Source organism: Ensifer sp. ENS08 (assembly GCF_014852195.1).
In the GTDB taxonomy this organism is placed as follows: Bacteria; Pseudomonadota; Alphaproteobacteria; order Rhizobiales; family Rhizobiaceae; genus Ensifer; species Ensifer adhaerens.
In genome coordinates this window covers 102,439-121,208 of record NZ_JACVBF010000009.1, presented here as the reverse complement: position 1 = coordinate 121,208, position 18,770 = coordinate 102,439, and the positions used below count along the sequence as shown (strand labels likewise).

The window sequence follows — 18,770 nt, the reverse complement described above, 5'->3', positions numbered from 1 at the left end:
CGTGGCGCGTCTCCTCTTTATGCCTTCGCCGTGCGGTAGCGCGTGAGCCGCTTCTCGACGACGCCCATGATGCGCGTCAGGATGAACACGACGGTGAAATAGATGATGCCGGCGGCAATCAGCGGTTCGAAGATCAGCAGCGACTGGCGCTGCAGCATGCGGGCGGTGCCCATGACCTCAAGAATGGTGATGGTCGAGGCAAGCGACGTCGTCTTCAGCAGGATGATCAGGTCACCCGTCAAAACCGGCAGGCACGAGCGGAACGCCTGCGGCAGGGTGATGCGGCGCAGGACCATCGACGAGCGCATGCCGATCGATTTTGCCGCCTCGATCTGGCCGCGCGGGATCGCCTTGATCGCGCCGCGGATGACCTCGGCATTGTAGGAAGCCTGGTTGAGGCTGAGTGCAAAGATCGCATACCACAGGCCGTCACGCAGATAGGGCCAGAGGAAGCTATGGCGCACCCAGGTGCCGGGTAGGATTTGCCCGAGGCCGTAATAGATCAGGTAGATCTGCACCAGAAGCGGCGTGCCGCGGAAGGCGAAGGTGAAGACATAGGCCGGAACCGAAAGCACGCGGCGACCGGAAAGCCGGGCGAGCGCCACGAGCGTGCCGATGACGAGGCCGAAGACGCCGGCGACCGCCGTCAGAAGCAGCGTGAGCGGTGTCGCCTTGATCAGCGCCGGCAGGAAGCCGACGACGTTGGAGATCGTTTCCATCAGTTGTGCCCCCGATTGAGGCGGCGCTCGATCTGGGCGATCACCAGGACGGAAACGAGCGTAATTGCCAGAAACAGAATGGCCGTCAGCCCGTAGAAGAAGATGTACTGCTTGGTGCCTGCCGCCGCGCGATAGCCCGTGTAGAGCAGCTCGCTGAAGGAGCCGAGCACGCTGATGATGGCGCTTTCCTTGGTGATAGACAGCCAGAGATTGCCCATGCCGGGGACCGCGTGGCGCATCATCTGCGGGAAGATGATGCGGGTGAAGACCTTGCGCCTATTCATGCCGATCGAAACCGCCGCCTCGATCTGGCCCGGCGGCACGGAGAGGAAGGCCGAGCGCAGCACCTCGGTCATGAAGGCGCCGGAGACGAAGGCGAGCGCGATGATCGCCGCCCAGAACGAGCTGAACTGAAAGGTTTCGGCAACGAGCCCGAAGTGCTTCAACAGCCGTTCCGCCCCGCTCGCGACCGAGAAATAGAGAAGCAGGATGACGAGCAGCTCAGGCAGCGAGCGCACGACCGTCGTGTAGATATCGGCAAGGAAACGCGGGATCCGGTGCTTCGATAGTTTGCCGGCAGCGCCCAGGAAGCCGAAGAGAACCGCAACCGCATAGGCGACCACGGAGACCTGAAGGGTCATCACCAGGCCCCAGGCGAAATCGTCGCCCCAGCCCTCGCCGCCCCAGGCAAGCAATTGCCAGTAATAGTCCATCCGTCGTTACCTGTTCCCGATTGTCTCGTCAGCCCCTACGCCGCTGCCCGATCGGTGCGGGCAAGGTGGCTGTAGCGGTTGCTGCGATGGTGCCCCGGCGCTGCGGCCGGTTCTGGCGAATGAGGGCGGCGAGGCTGGCCGCCGCCCTCCGAAATTCGGTTTACTTCTTGCCGAAGATCCACTTGTCGACGAGCTTCTGCGTCGTGCCGTCCTTTTCGAGCGCGGCAAGGCCGGCATTGACCTTGTCGAGGGTCGCAGCGTCACCCTTGCGGACGGCATAGGCGACGCCTTCGCCGAGCGTGACGTTCTTCGGCACTTCGACCTTGACCTCGTAGTCGGCGCCTTCAGGCGTCTTCAGGAAGGTCTGGATGTAGAGGTCGGGGATTAGGACGTAGTCGACGCGACCGGCGATGAGGTCGGCGACCGAGTTGTCGGCGGTGTCGTAGCTCTTGGCTTCGGCGCCGGTCAGGTACTTGGCGACATAGGCCGACTGCACGCTCGACGTCTGCACGCCGATGATCTTGCCCTCGACGCTTGCCGGGTCGATGATCTTGCCAGAACCGTCGGCGGCGTCGGCCGTCTTGATCTCGCTCGTGTCACCCTTGGAGCCAACGAAGGACGTGCCTTCGGTGTAATAGGGCGTCGAGAAATCGACGACCTGGCGGCGCTCGTCGGTGATCGAGAAGGCGCCGATGATGAAATCGACCTTGTTTTCCTTCAGCGACGGGATGAGACCGTCCCAGGCCATCTGGTTGATGTCGCACTTGACGGCCATCTTCTCGCAGAGCGCGCGGGAGAGATCGGCTTCAAGGCCCTCCCACTCGCCGCCGGCGTTCACCTGGGTGAAGGGCATGTAGGGCTCCGGCGTCATGCCGAGGCGCAGCGTCTCCTCGGCAAACGCGCTGCCGGCAGCCATGGAAAGGGCGATCCCTGCGAACAGGGCGGTCTTCAACGTCTTCATATGTTCCTCCTCGGGGATTGCGTCGGATCAGAGCGTGTTGCTGAACCAGCGTAGCGACATGCAGGAAAGACCTGCGTCGATCTTGCCGATCTCCGTCGTCTTCATCGGCACGACCTTGTAGCCGAGCTTGTCGAGCATCTCGATCGTGCGCGGGAAGTCCGAGCCGACCATGACGACGTCGTTGACGCGCAGCGCATTCGCTGCCGGCTCTTCGCCTTCGGGAATGATCACCTGCTTGAAGCGCTCGAAGGCGCCGGACTTGGCGAGGCGCGCGGTCGAAAGCACGGTCTCGTCGTCGAGCAGCGAGCAATCGGTCTTGAAGTGCAGCACGCCTTCAGGCGTCGCGACGATCTCGCTTTTGCGACCGAGCTTGGTCAGGCAGGCCTGAAGTGCTTCGGCGCCAACCTTGTTGGTACGGGCCGAAAGGCCGATCATCACGCTTTCGCGGGTGGTCAGAACGTCGCCGCCATCGGCAAAGCCGGTGCCTGGCAGATCGAGAACCGTTTCGAACATGGCGCGAAGCGTCGGCTCGATCTCCGGCGTTTCCTTGACGCGGGTTTCGGCACCCGGACGCAAGAGGATCGCGCCTTCGGTGAAGACCAGCGCCGGATCTTCGACGAAGATCGAGTCCGGGAAGGCTTCGAGCGCCGGCAGCACCGTCACCTTCACGCCCGCGTCCTTCATCGCCGCGATATAGGCATCGTGTTCTGCCTTTACACCTTCGAAGGTGGGGTTGCCGCGGTCATCGGCGCGAAGGCCGTTGACGACCGACTTCGACGGGGTGCGGACGATGATGTTGTTGAACTGGTAGACGGGGCGTGACTGCGACATTTGTAGTACCTTTGGCTTGGATGAGGTGCTTCTATCGATCGGACATGGCGGCGTAAAGCGGTTGCTTGTTCACGTTTTCCCGACGTGACAGGTGAACGCCAGCGAGCATGCAGCGCACGGAGCCGCCCGCGAGCTCGATGGTCGGAACGTCGAAGGCGAGAACACGGGCAGAGACTTCGAGCGCCTTGATCTGGTCGGCGCGGAGCGAGGCGAGCGCGCGAGCCGACATGACCACGACGCGGCCATCGGCACCGTCGAGTTCGATAGCATTGCCGGCGAAGTTCTCGATTTGCTCCAGCGTCAGATCGATGACCTGGCGGCCGGTTTCCTCAAGCCGCAAGCAGATCTCCTGGCGACGGGCGAGATCCGGGATCATGCTCGTGCCGATCAGTGCAAACTCGGTGCCGATGCACATCAGCACGTTGGTGTGGTAGATCGAGTTGCCCTGGCGATCGACCGCGCCGAAGATCATCGGCTCGAAATTGAAGTGGGTGCAGAAGCGTTCTAGCGCCACTTCATTGGTGCGGTTGGAACGTGCGGCATAGGCGACACGACCGATATGGTCGAGCACCATGGCGCCCGTGCCTTCGAGATAGACGCCGTCCTTTTCAAGGCCGGAGTAATCGATCACGTCCTGAACGCGGTACTCGTTCTTCAGCATCTCGATGATGTCGGAGCGGCGCTCGCTTTGGCGGCTTTCCGAATACATCGGATAGATCGCGACATGGCCACCCGAATGGGTCGAGAACCAGTTGTTGGGGAACACCGAGTCCGGCCGCGTCGTCGTCTCGTCTTCGAAGAGATGGACTGCGACGCCGGCGTTCGAAAGCCCGTCGGCCATGCGGCTCACTTCGTCATAGGCGGCCTTGGCGATCGCAGTCGGCTGGCGCGCCGCGTCGGTCGCCTGGAAGGCATTGTCCTTGGCCGTCATCGGGTTGGGGCCGAAGTGGTGCGGGCGGATCATCACGACGCCCTTCGGCGCCTGTACGGACAGTCTCTTCATGTTATGCGGCACTCCGCTCGGCAGGGACCGCCGGCTGCTGCCGGAACAGGCCGTAGAGATCGCGCGGATGGTCCGGCTGGGTCGTCAGGTCGAGCTCGGTGTAGAATGCGGTACCCTGGATCTTGTCGCGCAGGAAGCGCAGGGCCGAGAAGTCTTCGGTAGCAAAACCGACGGAATCGAAGATGGTGATCTGGGCGCTCGAGCGACGGCCTTCGGCCTCGCCGGCAATCACCTGCCAGAGTTCGGTGACCGGGAAGTCCGGCGCCATCTGCTGGATCTCGCCCTCGATGCGGGTCTGTTCCGGATATTCGACGAAGACGTCGGCGCGGCGCAGGATGTCCCCCTGCAACTCCGTCTTGCCGGGGCAATCGCCGCCAACGGCGTTGATGTGAACGCCGGCGCCCACCATGTTGTCGGAGAGGATCGTGGCATTGCGCTTGTCGGCCGTGACGGTCGTGATGATGTCCGCGCCAGCAACCGCTTCTTCCGCCGTGGTTGCGACGACGATGTCGAAGTCCATATCCGAGAGGTTGTTGCAGAACTTGGCGGCGGCTTCCGCATCGATATCGAAGACCTGAAGGCGCTTGACGCCAAGAAGGGCGCGGAAGGCGAGCGCCTGGAATTCGGACTGGGCGCCGAGACCGATGATCGCCATCGAGCGGGCATCAGGACGTGCGAGGTACTTCGCGGCAAGCGCCGATGTCGCCGCCGTACGCAGGCCCGTCATGATCGTCATTTCGGAAACGAGACAGGGGTAGCCGGTGCTGACGTCGGAAAGAACGCCGAAGGCGGTCACCGTCTGCAGGCCGACATTGGGGTTCTTCGGATGGCCGTTGACGTATTTGAAGCCGTAGTGCTCGCCGTCCGAGGTCGGCATCAACTCGATGACGCCGGTCTTCGAGTGGCTGGCCAGCCGCGGAGTTTTTTCGAAAACGTTCCACCGGCGGAAATCGTCTTCGATGTATTCCGCAAGACCCACAAGAAACGTCTCAATGCCGATCGATTTGACCAGCTCGATTACGTTGCCGACACCGACATACTGAACCACGTTTAAAACTCCATCGGAGAAATTCGATGAAGTCAGCCTAGGCTTGCAAGAAGTGAGTTGAAATTTTAAACCTGCGCAAAATTACAGGGCATATTGAGCAATTTGCACAATCGTAATATACACCTTTCATGCATATCTTCGATGACCTCGACCACCAGCTCATCTCGCTCCTGCGAGAAGACGGGCGCGCGCCCTACTCCAAGATCGCTGCGGTGCTCGGCATATCGAGGGCGACCGTGCAGACTCGCATCGACCGGCTGCTCGAAAGCGGCGCGGTCCTGGGCTTCACGCTGCGCGTGCGGCAGGATTATGACGATCGCGCCATCCGTGCGATCATGATGATCGAGGTGAGCGGCCGAAACACCACCAAGGTGATCAAATACCTGCGCGGCCTGCCGGAACTTTATGCCCTGCACACCACCAACGGCGGTTGGGACCTAGTCGCCGAAATCCGCGCCAACAGCCTCAGCGATTTCGACCGCATCCTGCGCGAAGTGCGCGACGTCGAGGGCGTGTCGAACAGCGAAACGAGCATTCTGCTCAGCACCGTCTGACGCTCCTACCCATCATCTGCGCAGCTCGCGCACGACCAAGACAGGCATGACCATGAGCCATATCCCCCAGATCGACTACGACACCGCCTCGGATGAAATCCGCGCCGCCCACGACGAGGAGGTGCGCGTGCGTGGCCGCATGACCAACATGAAGCGCACGCTTTTACATTCGCCGGTCGCGCACCGGATCTATGCGGAATGGTTCACGCTCCGCGAGGAACTACGCCCTACCCTCGACGATAGGGCGATCTGGTTCCTCTCCCATTCCATTTCGGAGGCCATGAAATCCCCAATCGCCATGGGCTTCTTTCGACGCGCCTTCGCCAACGCCGGCCTCGACTTTCACACCGTTCAACCGACCGAGGACGAACAGCGCCTGATCGCCTTCGGCCGCGCCATCGTCGCCGACAGCAATGCCGTTCCGGAGGAAATCTGGGTTGGCCTCAAGGCACGCTACGACGCCAAGGCGCTGGTCGACCTCGTCGCTTTCTCCGGCATCATGGTGGCGACGGCGCTTTTCAACAATGTCGTCGAAGTGGAGTTCGACAAGGAACTGGAACCCTTCGTCGATTGAGACAGTGAAGAGCAGCGTGACAAACGATATGACGATCAGGCGCGCGACCGTCGCGGATGCGTCAAGCCTTGCGGCGATCAGCCTGGAAGTCTGGCTCAACACGTATATCAGGGATGGCGTCAACGCATTCTTTGCCGATTATGCGCTGGAGCAGTTTACCACCGCGCGCTTCGAAGAAATTCTGGGCGACCGCAACGAGACCGTCTGGGTTTCGCAGAACGTTGTCGGTATCGACGGCTTCTTGCGCATGTCGGCGAATTCGCCGGCACCGGTCGATATCGCCTCCAACCTGGAAATCACGACGCTCTATGTCCAGCCCCACCACCATGGTCGCGGCCTCGGCAAGGCACTCCTGAAGACCGGCCTGCAATTCTGCCTGGACACGGGCCAGCCAGGCACCTGGCTGGCGGTGAACGCCGAAAACGAAAAAGCCATGGCCTTCTACCTCGCGAGTGGCTTTGAGATGGCGGGACAAACCCATTTCACGATCGGCGACAAGGCTTACCCCAACCACGTTCTTCAGTTTCGCTTGGACCGCTGATCGCTTCGAACAGCGCCTTCACACCAAGAAACGGTTGACGTCGATCGCTTGCGTGTATATACACACATTATGTCTCGTTGCTATTGTGCCCTCTTACGCAAAGCCACCCGGCGAGTGACGTCAGTCTATGACGACGCGCTGCAGCCGATTGGTCTTAACCTTGCCCAGTTCAGCCTGCTTCGACACATCGCGCGCGATGAACCGATCTCGATGACCGAACTTGGCCGCAAGATCGAACTCGAGCGATCGACGGTCAGCCGCAACGTCAAGGTGCTGGAGGGAATGGGATTGGCCGCAACTGGAAGCGGAAAGGATCAGCGGGAGGCCATTGTCGAACTTACGGAGAGCGGCCACCGGATACTGGCTGACGGCGCGCCGCTCTGGCAGGCCGCTCAGGACAAGATCGAGGCGCGGCTGGGAGCCGACGCCGCCACCCAGCTGGAGGACCTGCTGCTGGCGCTCTAGCGCCTCGTTTCCAGACCAACTTTCTGGTCGCAGTCTGCGACTTGAGGCCAGAAGAATCCGGGCAGCCTAAGCTGCCAGGAACCGGCAGAAAACTGCCAAACAACCGTTCAATCTGCGACCTGCGCTCCGAAAGCCCGCGCAGCGCTGTCGCACGCCCTAAAAACACCGACGAAAGGAAGTCGACGATGCTCGGTCCGGCGCTTGCGCGTTATCTTGCCAGACGCAATATCCACTACGGCTGGGCTGTCGCCGCCGTCACCTTCCTGGTCATGCTTTCGACAGCGGGCGCCATGGGCTCGGCCGGCGTGCTCATCAAACCGCTCGAGACCGAATTCGGCTGGACCAATGCGCAAATCTCGCTGGCGCTCGCCATCCGGCTTTGCCTTTTCGGTCTGCTCGGTCCGTTCGCAGCCTCGTTCATGAACCATTTCGGCGTGCGCCCGGTCGTGTCTACGGCGCTGATCCTGATCATCTCCGGCATCGCCGCCTCGTTCTACATGACGGAACTCTGGCACCTGGTGGCGATCTGGGGCGTCGTGCTCGGCGTGGGTACCGGCATGACGGCGCTGGTGCTCGGCGCGACGGTCGCAACGCGCTGGTTCGACAAACGGCGCGGGCTCGTCGTCGGGCTGATGACCGCCAGCAACGCCACCGGCCAGCTGGTCTTCCTGCCGTTGCTCGCTTCTCTCACCGAAACGATCGGCTGGCGCTCGGCGCTGACGCTGATCATCGTCATCCTGCTTGCGGCCTTCACCCTGGTCCTGCTTCTGATGCAGGATCGCCCTGGGGACCTTGGCCTTGCGCCCTTCGGCGGCAAGCAAATGGTGGCGGCGCCGCCGAAGGCGAAGAGCTTCGGGGAACTGCTGATGGCACCGATCCGGGCGCTTTCCGACGCCGCCAAGACCAACACCTTCTGGGTGCTGTTTGCGACCTTCTTCGTCTGCGGCTTCAGCACCAACGGGCTGATCCAGACCCATTGGGTTTCGATCTGCGGCGATGTTGGTATTGCCCCCGTCGCAGCAGCCAGCCTGCTGGCGCTGATCGGCGTATTCGATCTGATCGGCACCATCGGTTCCGGCTGGCTCTCGGACCGTTATGACAACCGCTGGCTGCTCTTCTGGTTCTACGGCCTTCGCGGCCTGTCGCTGATGTTCCTGCCGTTCAGCGGCTTCAACATCTACACGCTGTCGATCTTTGCGATCTTCTACGGCCTGGATTGGGTCGCGACGGTACCGCCGACGGTGAAACTTTCGGCCGAACGCTTCGGTCCGGAACACGCCGCCCTCGTCTTCGGCTGGGTCTTCACCGGTCACCAGCTGGGTGCGGCCAGTGCGACCTTCCTCGCAGGCGCCAGCCGGACGTCGCTTGAAACCTATACGCCGGCGCTGATTGCCGCCGGGATGCTCTGCATTGTCGCGGCCCTGCTGGTGCTGACGATCGGTCGGCGTCAACCGGAGGCGCTTACGCCGCAACCGGCCTGAGTCCTTCTGCCAGTTGCATCGAAAAGGGCGGGCTGCCAATGGCAGCCCGCCCTTTTGTTGGACGCTGAGACCCAATGAACGTCAGTGGGCAAACTCGGTCACGAATTCCGGATTGCCGCGGATCGTATTGCTAACGGTGCAGATCTCGTTTTCGGCGGCTTCCGCGATCGCATGGCGGACCGTGTCGTCAAAATCACCCTTGATGTCGAAGACGATGTTGAATTTTGCGACGCGGGACGGCTCGTCATGGGCTTTCTCGCCCGTCACCTTGGCACTCACTTCCGTCAGCCGGTCGAGCACGCCAAAACGGCTGGCGGCGATGCGGGCGCTCAGCACCAGGCAGCTTGCGAGCGACGCATAGAGCAGATCGAGCGGGCCGTAGCCCGCCTGCGACGGGCCGGTGACGATATCGAGTTCACCACCGGTGACCGAGGTCACATGCGGAAAGCCGGTCTTGCCGACCACAGCCGTCGCACCGGTTTCCCGCGTTCTCACCTTCACATCCGCCATGTCGTAAAACCTTCCCAGAACTTATCAAACCGATCGGTAGAAACACGTCGCCCCGGGCCGGAAGGCCCAGGGCGTTTTGATATGTGCGCCTTTTTCTCATCGGCGCAAGGGCGATCGCTAGCGGATCAGTTCTTCTTCACCAGGCGGTAGAAGACATAGTCCGAGATGGCGCCATTGACGTAGCCTTCGACCTTGTCCTTCATCGCGACCTGGGTCGCTGCCTGGAACATGATCACGATCGGCGACTTTTCCTGCACCTTGCGCTGCAGGTCGACATAAAGCGCGTCGCGCTTGGCCGGATCGGCTTCCTTGAGGGCTGCCTTGGTCGCTTCGTTGAGTTCCGCCGGAACCGCCCAGCCGTTACGCCAGGTGGTCGTCGACTGATACTTGTCGTCGGCGTTGTCTTCGTTATAGGCGAAGGCCTTGGCGTTCGAATGCGGGTCCATGAAGTCCGGGCCCCAATAGAGCAGCATCGCTTCGTGGGTGCGCGCGCGGTACTTGGTGATGACCTGGCTACCGGTGCCCGGGATGATCTCGAAGTTGATCCCGGCTTCGGCGAACGACGCCTGCAGTGACTGCGCCATGTCGGTGAACGGCGTCGAGTTGATGACGTCGAGGGTCACCTTGATCGGCGTCTTGATGCCGGCATCGGCGAGAATCTTCTTCGCCTTTTCGACGTCGTAGCTGTAGGGGGTCTCGTCGAGCGAGCCCGGGAAGCCCTTCGGCCAGAAAGCCTGGTGAACTTCCATCTGGCCCTTGAGGAAGCTGTCGGTCATGCCCTTGTAGTCGACCAGGTAGCGGGCGGCTTCCCAGACGGCTTCCGGCTGCAGTGCCGCGTCCTTCTGGTTGAACGACAGGAAGTGTACGGCGGCCTGCGGATAGGATTCGACCTTCACGCCGTCCTTGCCTTCAAGACCCGAAACCTGGTCCGGGGTCAGGTTCTTCGCCATGTCGACGTCGCCGGTCTGCAGCATCAGCTGCTGGGTTGCGGCTTCGGCCACGTGACGGATGATGACGCCCTTGATAACAGGAGCGCCGCCGAAGTAGTTCGGGTTGCTCGCAAGGTTGAGCAGCTCGCCGGCGCGGAAGGCCTTGAGCACGAACGGGCCGGTGCCGGCCGAATTGGCCTTGAGCCACGCATTGCCGAAGTCGCCATCGGCCTCGTTGGCCTTGACGGTTTCCGCGTCGATCACCGAAGCCGGGCGAGCGGCGAGAACGTTGAGAACGAAGGCCGACGAGAAGTCGCCGTCATACTTGACCGTGACCTTGTTACCTTCGGCGGTCACCATCTTGTCGATGTTTTCGGGCGTCCAGCCGAGCTGCGTCAGGATGAAGGCCGGCGCCTTGTTGAGAACGACGACGCGCTTGAAGGAGTAGACGATGTCTTCGCCACGCAGCGGATTGCCGGAGGAAAAGGTAACGCCATCACGCAGCGTGAAGGTGATCGTCTTTGCCGCATCGTCGACCGTCCATTCGGAGGCAAGACCCGGCGCCAGCTTCTTCACGTCGGGCGCATCGTACTGCACCAGGCGGTCATAGGTCTGGGTGACGTATTCGCCCGAGGAGAACTCGTAGGCCTCGGCCGGGTCGATGCTGACGATGTCGTCGATATTCTGGGCAACGACCAACACATCGGCTGGCGTTTCGGCGAGTGCGGCCGGCGCCACGCTCATCATCAGGGACGCCGCGAAGACCGCGGCCTTGAACATTCTCATCATCATTCTCCTATTTTCGATGAGGCTTGGTTTTTGTCGGTGCCGGCTTCAGCGCCGATTGCGGCTGACCGGTCTCGTTGGATTGGGAAGCGCGGGGCCGGAAGAGCGGCAGAGTGCCGGTCCAGATCAACCGCACGGGTGCGTCTGTCTTGTTCCACCAGTAGTGAGGCTGGATGCCGCGGAAGTGCAGGCCGTCGCCAGGCGAAAGCATGGTGTCGTCGCCATCGAGCCCGAAGAGGATCTCGCCTTCGAGCATGTAGACGAGCTCTTCGCCCTCATGGCTGAAGACCTCGGAGCGATGCCCCGGCGGAATGGTGATGACGAAACTCGAAAGCTGATTGCCGGCGAAATCCGCGCCAATGCGCTCATAGGAAACAGGCGAGCCGCCGACCGAAAACACCATGCGCCCCTCGGCGCGCGAAAGCCCGGTGTCGATCGCCGGTGCCAGGATGAAATGGTTGAGTTCGGCGCCCAGGCCTTGCGCAATCTGGGCCAGTGTGCCGAGCGAGGGCATGGCAAGATCGCGCTCGATCTGGCTCAAATAGCCGACCGAAACGCCCGCTGCGTCGCTGAGCGTCTGCAGGGTCATATGCATCTGCCGGCGGCGCGCACGCACCAGCGCGCCCACCTTCGGCTGCCCTGCCCCGGCCGATTTGCCCGAAGCGGCCTGCGTATCCTCTGACGGATCGCTCACAGCGGTTATTCCTCCCGTTTCCGCCCCAGTAAAATTTTTTTGATTTAAGCAAACTTATTTATATACTCCAAGCAAATTTTTGCGGTATCGACAAGTGAGACCGCAAGCGAAGAGGGATGGTGACGCCACGTGGCAAACGACAGCACGACAGCAGCAGCGCCGGCGCGCCGCGCCGCCAGACCCAGTCGGGCACGGCAGCGCCTTCTTTCACTGGCAGGCTTTCTGGTAACGCTTGCGATAACCTTCCTCGGCCTGCTCGCAATCACCTTCTTCATCGGCCGCATCGTGCCGATCGACCCGGTTCTGGCTGTCGTCGGCGACCGCGCACCCGTCGCCGTCTATGAGCGCGTGCGCCAGGAAATGGGGCTCGACCAGCCGCTCATCACCCAGTTCGTCAGCTACGTACGTGACGTCGCCACCTTCAATTTCGGAACATCGGTTTCGACGGGCAAGCCGGTTATCGAGGACCTCGCTCGCGTCTTCCCGGCAACACTCGAAATGGCGACGCTCGGCATCATCCTCGGCGTGCTGATCGGCGTGCCGCTCGGTGTTTTTGCCGCCGCCCGCCGTGGCTCCTGGCTCGATCAGGGCATCCGCGTCATCGGTCTGCTCGGTTATTCGGTGCCTGCCTTCTGGCTCGGTCTCGTCGGCCTGGCGATTTTCTACGCGAAGCTGAAATGGGTCGGCGGCCCCGGCCGTGTCGACATCTTTTACGACGGCATGGTGTCGCCGGTCACGGGCCTGATCCTTGTCGACAGCATCATTGCTGGCGAATGGGAGATCTTCCGCAACGCCGTCTGGCACCTGATCCTGCCGGCGTCCTGCCTCGGCTTCTTCTCGCTCGCCTATATCGCCCGCATGACGCGCTCCTTCATGCTCGACCAGCTGAGCCAGGAATATGTGACGACCGCCCGGGTCAAAGGCGTGCCGGAGCGCCTGGTCATCTGGCGCCATGCCTTCCGGCCGATCCGCGTGCCGCTGATCACCGTTATCGGCCTGTCCTATGCCGGCCTGCTCGAAGGCTCCGTGATGATCGAGACGATCTTCTCCTGGCCCGGCATCGGCAACTACCTGACCGTCGCTCTGCTCAATGCCGACATGTCGGCCGTGCTCGGCTCGACCCTCGTCATCGGCGCGGTCTTCATCGGCATCAACAAGATTTCGGACGTGCTCTACCGCGTGCTCGATCCGCGTGCACGCTAAGGGAGGAGCGACCATGACCACACTTCGCGACTGGCTGATCGACGACAGCCCCGCCTCGCCGATGCAGGCGCGCCTCGGGCGCTTCTATCGCATCTTCGGCGCGCTGATGCGCAATCCGCTCGCCGTTGTCGGCGCCGTCATCATCCTCGTTCTGGTGCTGACCGCGCTCTTTGCGCCGTGGCTCGCCACCCATGATCCGCTGCGCCAGTCGCTGAGCGAACGCCTGCTGCCGCCGAGTGCTGCCCACTGGATGGGAACCGACGAACTCGGCCGCGACATCTGGTCCCGCGTTGTCTACGGTTCACGCATCACGCTGGCCATCGTCACGCTGGTTGCAGTGCTCGCAGCCCCCGCCGGCCTGGTGATCGGCGTGGCCGCCGGTTATTTCGGTGGCTGGGTCGACCGTATCCTGATGGGCATTACCGATATCTTCCTGTCGCTGCCGAAGCTCATCCTGGCGCTTGCCTTCGTTGCAGCCCTTGGCCCCGGCATCGAGAACGCGATCATCGCCATCGCGATCACCTCCTGGCCCGGCTATGCCCGTGTCGCTCGTGCGGAGACGCTGACCTTCAAGAACTCCGAATTCATTTCGGCGGTGCGTCTGCTCGGCGCGTCGAGCCTCCGGGTCAATCTCGGCCACGTGCTTCCGCTCTGCACCTCATCGATGATTGTCCGCGTCACGCTCGACATGGCCGGCATCATCCTGACGGCTGCCGGTCTCGGCTTCATCGGACTTGGCGCTCAGCCGCCACTTCCCGAATGGGGCGCGATGATCTCGCGCGGTCGCTCCTTCATTCTCGATCAGTGGTGGGTCGCGACCATGCCCGGCTTTGCCATCATTCTCGTTAGCCTCGGCTTCTGCTTCCTCGGTGATGGCCTGCGCGACGTGCTCGATCCGAAGAGCGGGGAGCAGCGCTGATGAGCAATCTTCTCGAAGTCGAAAACCTGCGCGTCACCTTCCCGACGCCCCGCGGTGATCTCGAAGTCGTGCGCGACATCTCCTTCACCCTCGGCCGCGAACGCCTCGGCATCGTCGGCGAGAGCGGCTCGGGCAAGTCGATGACCGGTCGCTCGATCCTGCAGCTGATCCGGGCACCGGGTCGGGTCACCGCCGACAAGCTCGTCTTCGACGGCGTCGACCTCCTGAAGCAGTCCGAGCGGCAGATGCGCGCCATCCGCGGCGCCCGCATTTCCATGGTGATGCAAGACCCGAAGTTCTCGCTGAACCCGGTCATGACCATCGGCGAGCAGATCGCCGAAGCGTTGCTGACGCACCAGAAGCTGCCGCGCCGCGAGGTCAACGCGCGCGTGCTTACGATGCTGGAATCGGTGCGCATTGCAGATCCGGAACGCGTCGCCAAGCTCTACCCGCACGAAGTCTCCGGTGGCATGGGCCAACGCGTGATGATCGCGATGATGCTGATCCCCGAGCCGGACCTTCTGATCGCCGACGAGCCGACCTCGGCGCTCGACGTTTCCGTCCAGGCCCAGGTGCTCGACATCATCGACGAACTGGTGAAACGCAAGGGCATGGGCCTGATCTTCATCAGCCACGACCTCAATCTCGTCTCCAGCTATTGCGACCGCATCCTCGTGATGAACACCGGCGAGGTGGTCGAGGAATGCAAGGCCGGCGAACTGATGGCGGCCAAGCACCCCTATACGCGCGGGCTGATCGCCTCCATTCCGCGCCTCGATGAAACACGGGACGAGCTGCCGGTGCTCGACCGCAGCGCATGGGCCAAGGCATGACCGCGCTCTCTCTGAAGAACCTCGACATCTCGTACGGCGACGTGCAGATCACCCACAACGTCAATCTCGATATCGCCGACGGCGAGAGCTTTGCCCTTGTCGGCGAAAGCGGCTCGGGAAAATCGACGGTGCTGAAGGCAATCGCAGGTCTCGCGCCGGAATGGACCGGCGAGATCACCGTGCTCGGCTCGCCCCGCGGCCACGGCATCGACCGCGCCTTTTCGCGTCAGTGCCAGATGGTGTTCCAGGATCCCTACGGCTCGCTGCATCCGCGAAAGACGGTCGACGCCACGCTCGGCGAAGCGCTGACGATCCACGGCATCGGCGACCGCAACGCCCGCATCGAGGAGGTCATGACCTCGGTCGGCCTCGATCGCAAGTTCCGCTTCCGCTTTCCGCACCAGCTCTCGGGCGGCCAGCGCCAGCGCGTGGCAATCGCCCGGGCGCTGATGCTGAAGCCGAAGGTGCTCTTACTCGACGAGCCGACATCCGCGCTCGACGTTTCGGTCCAGGCCGAAATCCTCAACCTGTTGAAGCGCCTCCGGCGCGAGCAGAACCTCACCTTCCTGATGGTCACCCACAACCTGGCGGTCGTCTCCTTCCTCTGCGATCGCCTCGCTGTCATGCGCCAGGGCCGGATCGTCGAGATTGCCGATGTCGCCGACCTCAAGCGCGGTGACCTCAAGGATCCCTATTCGCGCGAGCTGATGCAGATCAGCGCCGCGCATGCCAACTAGGATGGGACAACACCGACGATTTATCGTCTGTCCCCTTCTAAGATATCGAGTAACCCCAAGGACATAGCATGAACAGTGAACAGATCGCTGCCGCGCTGGCGGAATTCGACGCGGCCATTGCCAAGACCACCGATGCCGATGCGGTATGGACCGCATTGCAGACGCTTAGCCGCCAGGTGATCGGCGCCAAGCTCTTCACCATCATGACCGTAGATATGGTCAACGAAGTCGCGCGCCGCGCCTACACCTCGCACCCCGCGGAGTACCCGACCTCGGGCACCAAGCCGATCCGCTACGACAGCTGGTTCGACATCGTGCACAAGGCGCACCAGACCTTCGTCGCCAACACCATCGCCGATATCGCCAAGGTTTTCCCGGACCACGAGACGATCTGGTCGCTCGGCTGCGGCTCGGTTGCCAACATCCCGGTCGTTGTCGGCGGCGAGCTGCTCGGCACCGTCAACTGCCTCGACGTCGAGCATCACTACACGCCGGAGCGCGTGGCACTCTCCAAGCACCTGGAGCTGCCGGCGAAGCTCGCCTTCCTCGCCGCAGCACGCGCCGAGAAGAAGTAAGACAGCAGGCCGGAGGCGTCATCGCCTTCGGCCATCCATCCGCTCAGCGGCCGATCGCCCCACCGGTTTCCTTCAGGAAGAAATGCATTTTCTCCGTCTCGATCGGCACCGCGATCTGATCGTCGGGGCCGATGCGTGACGCGGCGTGAACCTGCGCCGTGAAAGCGGCAGGCCCGACCCGGCCAAGAGCCAGCGTATGCGGGCCGAGCGGTTCGATATCGCGCACGATCAGCCTGACTGTTGGCGCATTGGCGTCCGTCGCCATCGTATGTTCCGGCCGGATGCCGAGCACGACCGCTTTTCCGACGTAGGCGCCGAGTTTTTCGGCGCGGTTTTCCGGGATAGCCACGGCCACGTCCCCATCCGCTATGAACTGCATCCCTCCATCGCCGCGCTCCAGCCGCCCCTCGAGGAAATTCATGCTCGGCGCACCGATGAAGGCGGCGACGAAAAGATTGGCGGGGGCCTCATAGAGCGTGATCGGATCGGCCGCCTGCTCGATGCGGCCCTGGTTCATGACGACGACGCGGTCGGCCATGGTCATGGCTTCCACCTGATCGTGGGTCACGTAAACGGCAGTCGTCTGAAGACGCCGGTGCAAGAGCTTGATTTCGGTGCGCATTTCGATGCGAAGTTTGGCATCTAGGTTCGACAGCGGCTCGTCGAAGAGGAAGACATCCGGCTGGCGTACGATCGCCCGGCCGATCGCCACGCGCTGGCGCTGGCCGCCCGATAGTGCGCTCGGCTTGCGATTGAGATAGGCGCCGAGGTTGAGGATGCGAGCGGCATCCGTTACCGCCTTTTCGATCTCCGCCTTCGGCGTGCCGCGCACCTTCATGCCGTAGCCGATGTTCTCGGCGACCGTCATGTGCGGATAGAGCGCGTAATTCTGAAACACCATGGAGCAATTGCGCAGGCCCGGTCTGAGATCGGTCACGTCGCGATCGCCAATCCGGATCGAACCCGAAGTCGCAGTTTCGAGGCCGGCAATCATCCTGAGCGTCGTCGTCTTGCCGCAGCCGGAGGGACCGACGAGCACGACGAACTCACGATCGGCAATGTCGAGATCGAGCGGCGGAATGACGGTGACGCTCCCGAAGGACTTGGTGATCTGCTGCAATCGGACCTGTGACATGCTGTAGCCTCTGATGCTGTCTGTGCCCGGTCTCGCCGGGGACGGTGGCGCCCGCCCCGATCGTTTCGGGGCGGGCGTGGGTTCGTTACTGCTGCGGCAAGCCCATCGAGGCGCGATAGGCGGCAAGCTGCTTGTCGCGGCCGAACTCGTCGGTCAGCTTGTTCCACTGTTCCGCGACGCTATCGAGCGCCTGTTGCGGCGTCACTTCGCCGGCAAGCGCCTTGGAAAGCTCGATCTCCAGCACTTCGGTATAGGAGAAGTAGCCGGGAAGGCGCATGTCGAGCGCGATGTTCTTGGCGGTCACCGCCTCCTTCTGCGCACCAAGATATTCCTTCGCCTCACGCTCGGAGAAGATCTTCGACCAGAGATCGAGATTGGTCGTGTGCGAGATGCGGTAAGGGTTCACACCGGTGCCGCCGGTAATCGCCGCCTGGCCCGAGACGGCCGGGCTCGTCAGGTACTGGATGTAGTTCCAGGCTGCTTCCTGCTTGGTCGAGGTCGCGGGAACTGCCGCCTGCCAACCGCCGAAGGCCATGAAGGAGGTCTGGACGACGTGGTCGAACTTGTCCCACTTCTTGGTCTTGTAGTTCCAGATCTCGTCCGATCCCGGCAGCGATGCCGAGCCGACATTGCCGGCCACCTTCGACTGCTTCGGGTCGGCACCGATGACGCCGGTATCACCCCAGCCGATCGATTCCGCCACCTGGCCGCCGGCAAAAGCGGCGTTCACTTCGCCGAAGGAGAAGTTCAGCGCGTTCGGCGGCGCGAGCTTTGAGGCCCGGATGTATTCCTCGAGGCCACGAACCCAGCCGGGATTGTTGACCTGCGCATCCATCGTTTCCGGATTGAAGAACATGGCGCCCGGATTGTCCGGATGGCTGGTATAACCGGCCACGTGGCTGAACAGGAACCAGAATTGCTGGCCGCCGCGGCGGAAGGCTTCCGCCGTGCCCCAGAGGTTGTTGGCCGGCTGGTTGAAGTATTCGGCGATGTCCAGGTACTGCTTCCAGGTCTTGGGCGGCGCCAGATCGTAGCCGTACTTTTCCTTGAAGGCCTTCTGGTTGTCGGCGTTCTCGAAGAGGTCGATGCGGTAGCTGTAGGTATGGGCGTCGCCGTCCATCGTCTGCGACAGCACCTTGCCGTTCCAGACCATCAGCTGTTCGCGGTAGACGGGCGCGATATCGTCCCAGTCGGCGCCCTTCTGCATGTCGGCCGGCATTTCCGACAGGAAGTCGGTGAAATCAGGGGCCCAGGCCGGTGCAAAGGCGATCACGTCGAAAGCGTCTTCGCCAGAGGTCAGCGAGGTAACGATCTTCGGATAGAGCTCCGACCACGGGAACTCGACGACCTTGACCTTGCCGCAGGTCTTTTCCTCCCAGCCCTTGGCCGCAAGCTGCAGCGCCGAGGCAATGTAAGGACCGGTCTGTGTGGTCGCCGTCAGTTCGACGCCGGTGTAATCCGGGTCGCAGGCGAGCGCCGTTCCAGCACTCCCCGATGCGAGTGCGGCGAGAGATGCAGATGCCAGTAGCAATTTCCTCATTCTATCCTCCCTGTGAATG

At 62.4% G+C, this 18,770-nt stretch carries 21 protein-coding genes; 10 read left to right on the top strand and 11 right to left on the bottom strand.

Translation table 11 applies throughout. The annotated features are described in order from the left end of the window. Positions 1-17: 17 nt before the first annotated feature. From IB272_RS20145 to IB272_RS20120, 6 genes are all read right to left on the bottom strand, one after another. Positions 18-719 (bottom strand): ABC transporter permease subunit, encoded by a 702-nt coding sequence (locus tag IB272_RS20145; protein ID WP_060586196.1) that lies wholly within the window; start codon positions 717-719, stop codon positions 18-20. After that, positions 719-1,432, bottom strand: coding sequence for an ABC transporter permease subunit (locus IB272_RS20140; RefSeq protein ID WP_034799489.1), 714 nt, complete (start codon positions 1,430-1,432; stop codon positions 719-721). The genes IB272_RS20145 and IB272_RS20140 overlap by 1 nt, the downstream gene beginning before the upstream one ends. A gap of 160 nt (positions 1,433-1,592) precedes the next feature. After that, positions 1,593-2,393: a transporter substrate-binding domain-containing protein gene (locus IB272_RS20135; protein ID WP_034799485.1), complete on the bottom strand. Its 801-nt coding sequence runs from the start codon at positions 2,391-2,393 to the stop codon at positions 1,593-1,595. A 27-nt stretch (positions 2,394-2,420) separates the two neighbouring features. Then, positions 2,421-3,224 carry an arginine deiminase family protein gene (locus IB272_RS20130; protein WP_034799482.1) on the bottom strand — a complete coding sequence of 268 codons (804 nt, stop codon included), beginning with the start codon at positions 3,222-3,224 and terminating at the stop codon, positions 2,421-2,423. A 31-nt stretch (positions 3,225-3,255) separates the two neighbouring features. After that, positions 3,256-4,227: an arginine deiminase-related protein gene (locus IB272_RS20125; RefSeq protein WP_034799479.1), complete on the bottom strand. Its 972-nt coding sequence runs from the start codon at positions 4,225-4,227 to the stop codon at positions 3,256-3,258. 1 nt (position 4,228) lies between these two features. After that, positions 4,229-5,311, bottom strand: a complete 1,083-nt coding sequence (locus IB272_RS20120; RefSeq protein ID WP_060530301.1) for an ornithine cyclodeaminase — start codon at positions 5,309-5,311, stop codon at positions 4,229-4,231. A 92-nt stretch (positions 5,312-5,403) separates the two neighbouring features. Here IB272_RS20120 and IB272_RS20115 point away from each other — a divergent pair, with 92 nt between their 5' ends. The 5 genes from IB272_RS20115 (at position 5,404) to IB272_RS20095 (ending at position 8,890) form a co-directional block, all read left to right on the top strand. After that, a complete protein-coding gene (locus IB272_RS20115; protein ID WP_034799473.1) occupies positions 5,404-5,829 on the top strand; it encodes an Lrp/AsnC family transcriptional regulator in 426 nt (141 codons plus the stop codon). Between the two features lie 52 nt (positions 5,830-5,881). Beyond that, complete coding sequence (locus IB272_RS20110) at positions 5,882-6,403, top strand: hypothetical protein (protein ID WP_060644423.1); 522 nt, start codon at positions 5,882-5,884, stop codon at positions 6,401-6,403. Between the two features lie 16 nt (positions 6,404-6,419). After that, entirely contained in the window at positions 6,420-6,944 is a 525-nt protein-coding gene (locus IB272_RS20105; protein ID WP_348646799.1) for a GNAT family N-acetyltransferase, read from the top strand. A 69-nt stretch (positions 6,945-7,013) separates the two neighbouring features. Continuing rightward, a complete protein-coding gene (locus IB272_RS20100) occupies positions 7,014-7,409 on the top strand; it encodes a MarR family winged helix-turn-helix transcriptional regulator (protein ID WP_192444792.1) in 396 nt (131 codons plus the stop codon). 185 nt (positions 7,410-7,594) lie between these two features. Further along, on the top strand, positions 7,595-8,890 hold the full coding sequence (locus tag IB272_RS20095; protein WP_192444790.1) for an MFS transporter: 1,296 nt from the start codon (positions 7,595-7,597) through the stop codon (positions 8,888-8,890). 81 nt (positions 8,891-8,971) lie between these two features. Here the strand turns inward: IB272_RS20095 and IB272_RS20090 are convergent, their stop codons facing one another. The 3 genes from IB272_RS20090 to IB272_RS20080 form a co-directional block, all read right to left on the bottom strand. Beyond that, the gene (locus IB272_RS20090) at positions 8,972-9,400 is read right to left on the bottom strand and encodes an OsmC family protein (RefSeq protein ID WP_060518277.1); all 429 of its coding nucleotides are present in this window, start codon (positions 9,398-9,400) and stop codon (positions 8,972-8,974) included. A 125-nt stretch (positions 9,401-9,525) separates the two neighbouring features. Beyond that, the gene (locus IB272_RS20085) at positions 9,526-11,115 is read right to left on the bottom strand and encodes an ABC transporter substrate-binding protein (RefSeq protein ID WP_192444788.1); all 1,590 of its coding nucleotides are present in this window, start codon (positions 11,113-11,115) and stop codon (positions 9,526-9,528) included. 10 nt (positions 11,116-11,125) lie between these two features. Then, positions 11,126-11,809, bottom strand: coding sequence for an XRE family transcriptional regulator (locus IB272_RS20080; RefSeq protein ID WP_034799462.1), 684 nt, complete (start codon positions 11,807-11,809; stop codon positions 11,126-11,128). A 210-nt stretch (positions 11,810-12,019) separates the two neighbouring features. Between IB272_RS20080 and IB272_RS20075 the strand changes: the two genes are divergently transcribed. The 5 genes from IB272_RS20075 (at position 12,020) to IB272_RS20055 (ending at position 16,076) form a co-directional block, all read left to right on the top strand. Next, positions 12,020-13,012, top strand: a complete 993-nt coding sequence (locus IB272_RS20075) for an ABC transporter permease (protein WP_210339025.1) — start codon at positions 12,020-12,022, stop codon at positions 13,010-13,012. A gap of 13 nt (positions 13,013-13,025) precedes the next feature. Beyond that, positions 13,026-13,931, top strand: coding sequence for an ABC transporter permease (locus IB272_RS20070; protein WP_034799460.1), 906 nt, complete (start codon positions 13,026-13,028; stop codon positions 13,929-13,931). After that, on the top strand, positions 13,931-14,764 hold the full coding sequence (locus tag IB272_RS20065; protein WP_192444784.1) for an ABC transporter ATP-binding protein: 834 nt from the start codon (positions 13,931-13,933) through the stop codon (positions 14,762-14,764). Before IB272_RS20070 ends, IB272_RS20065 begins: the two co-directional genes overlap by 1 nt. Next, the gene (locus IB272_RS20060) at positions 14,761-15,501 is read left to right on the top strand and encodes an ABC transporter ATP-binding protein (protein ID WP_060586295.1); all 741 of its coding nucleotides are present in this window, start codon (positions 14,761-14,763) and stop codon (positions 15,499-15,501) included. The genes IB272_RS20065 and IB272_RS20060 overlap by 4 nt, the downstream gene beginning before the upstream one ends. Before the next feature lie 68 nt (positions 15,502-15,569). Beyond that, a complete protein-coding gene (locus tag IB272_RS20055; RefSeq protein ID WP_034799456.1) occupies positions 15,570-16,076 on the top strand; it encodes a GAF domain-containing protein in 507 nt (168 codons plus the stop codon). Positions 16,077-16,119: 43 nt separating this feature from the next. On the opposite strand, the gene ugpC is transcribed toward IB272_RS20055, so the two are convergent. Both ugpC and IB272_RS20045 read right to left on the bottom strand, forming a co-directional pair. Beyond that, positions 16,120-17,211 carry a sn-glycerol-3-phosphate ABC transporter ATP-binding protein UgpC gene (gene ugpC, locus IB272_RS20050; RefSeq protein ID WP_034799453.1) on the bottom strand — a complete coding sequence of 364 codons (1,092 nt, stop codon included), beginning with the start codon at positions 17,209-17,211 and terminating at the stop codon, positions 16,120-16,122. A gap of 85 nt (positions 17,212-17,296) precedes the next feature. Then, positions 17,297-18,751: an extracellular solute-binding protein gene (locus IB272_RS20045; protein WP_034799450.1), complete on the bottom strand. Its 1,455-nt coding sequence runs from the start codon at positions 18,749-18,751 to the stop codon at positions 17,297-17,299. Between the last annotated feature and the right edge of the window lie 19 nt (positions 18,752-18,770).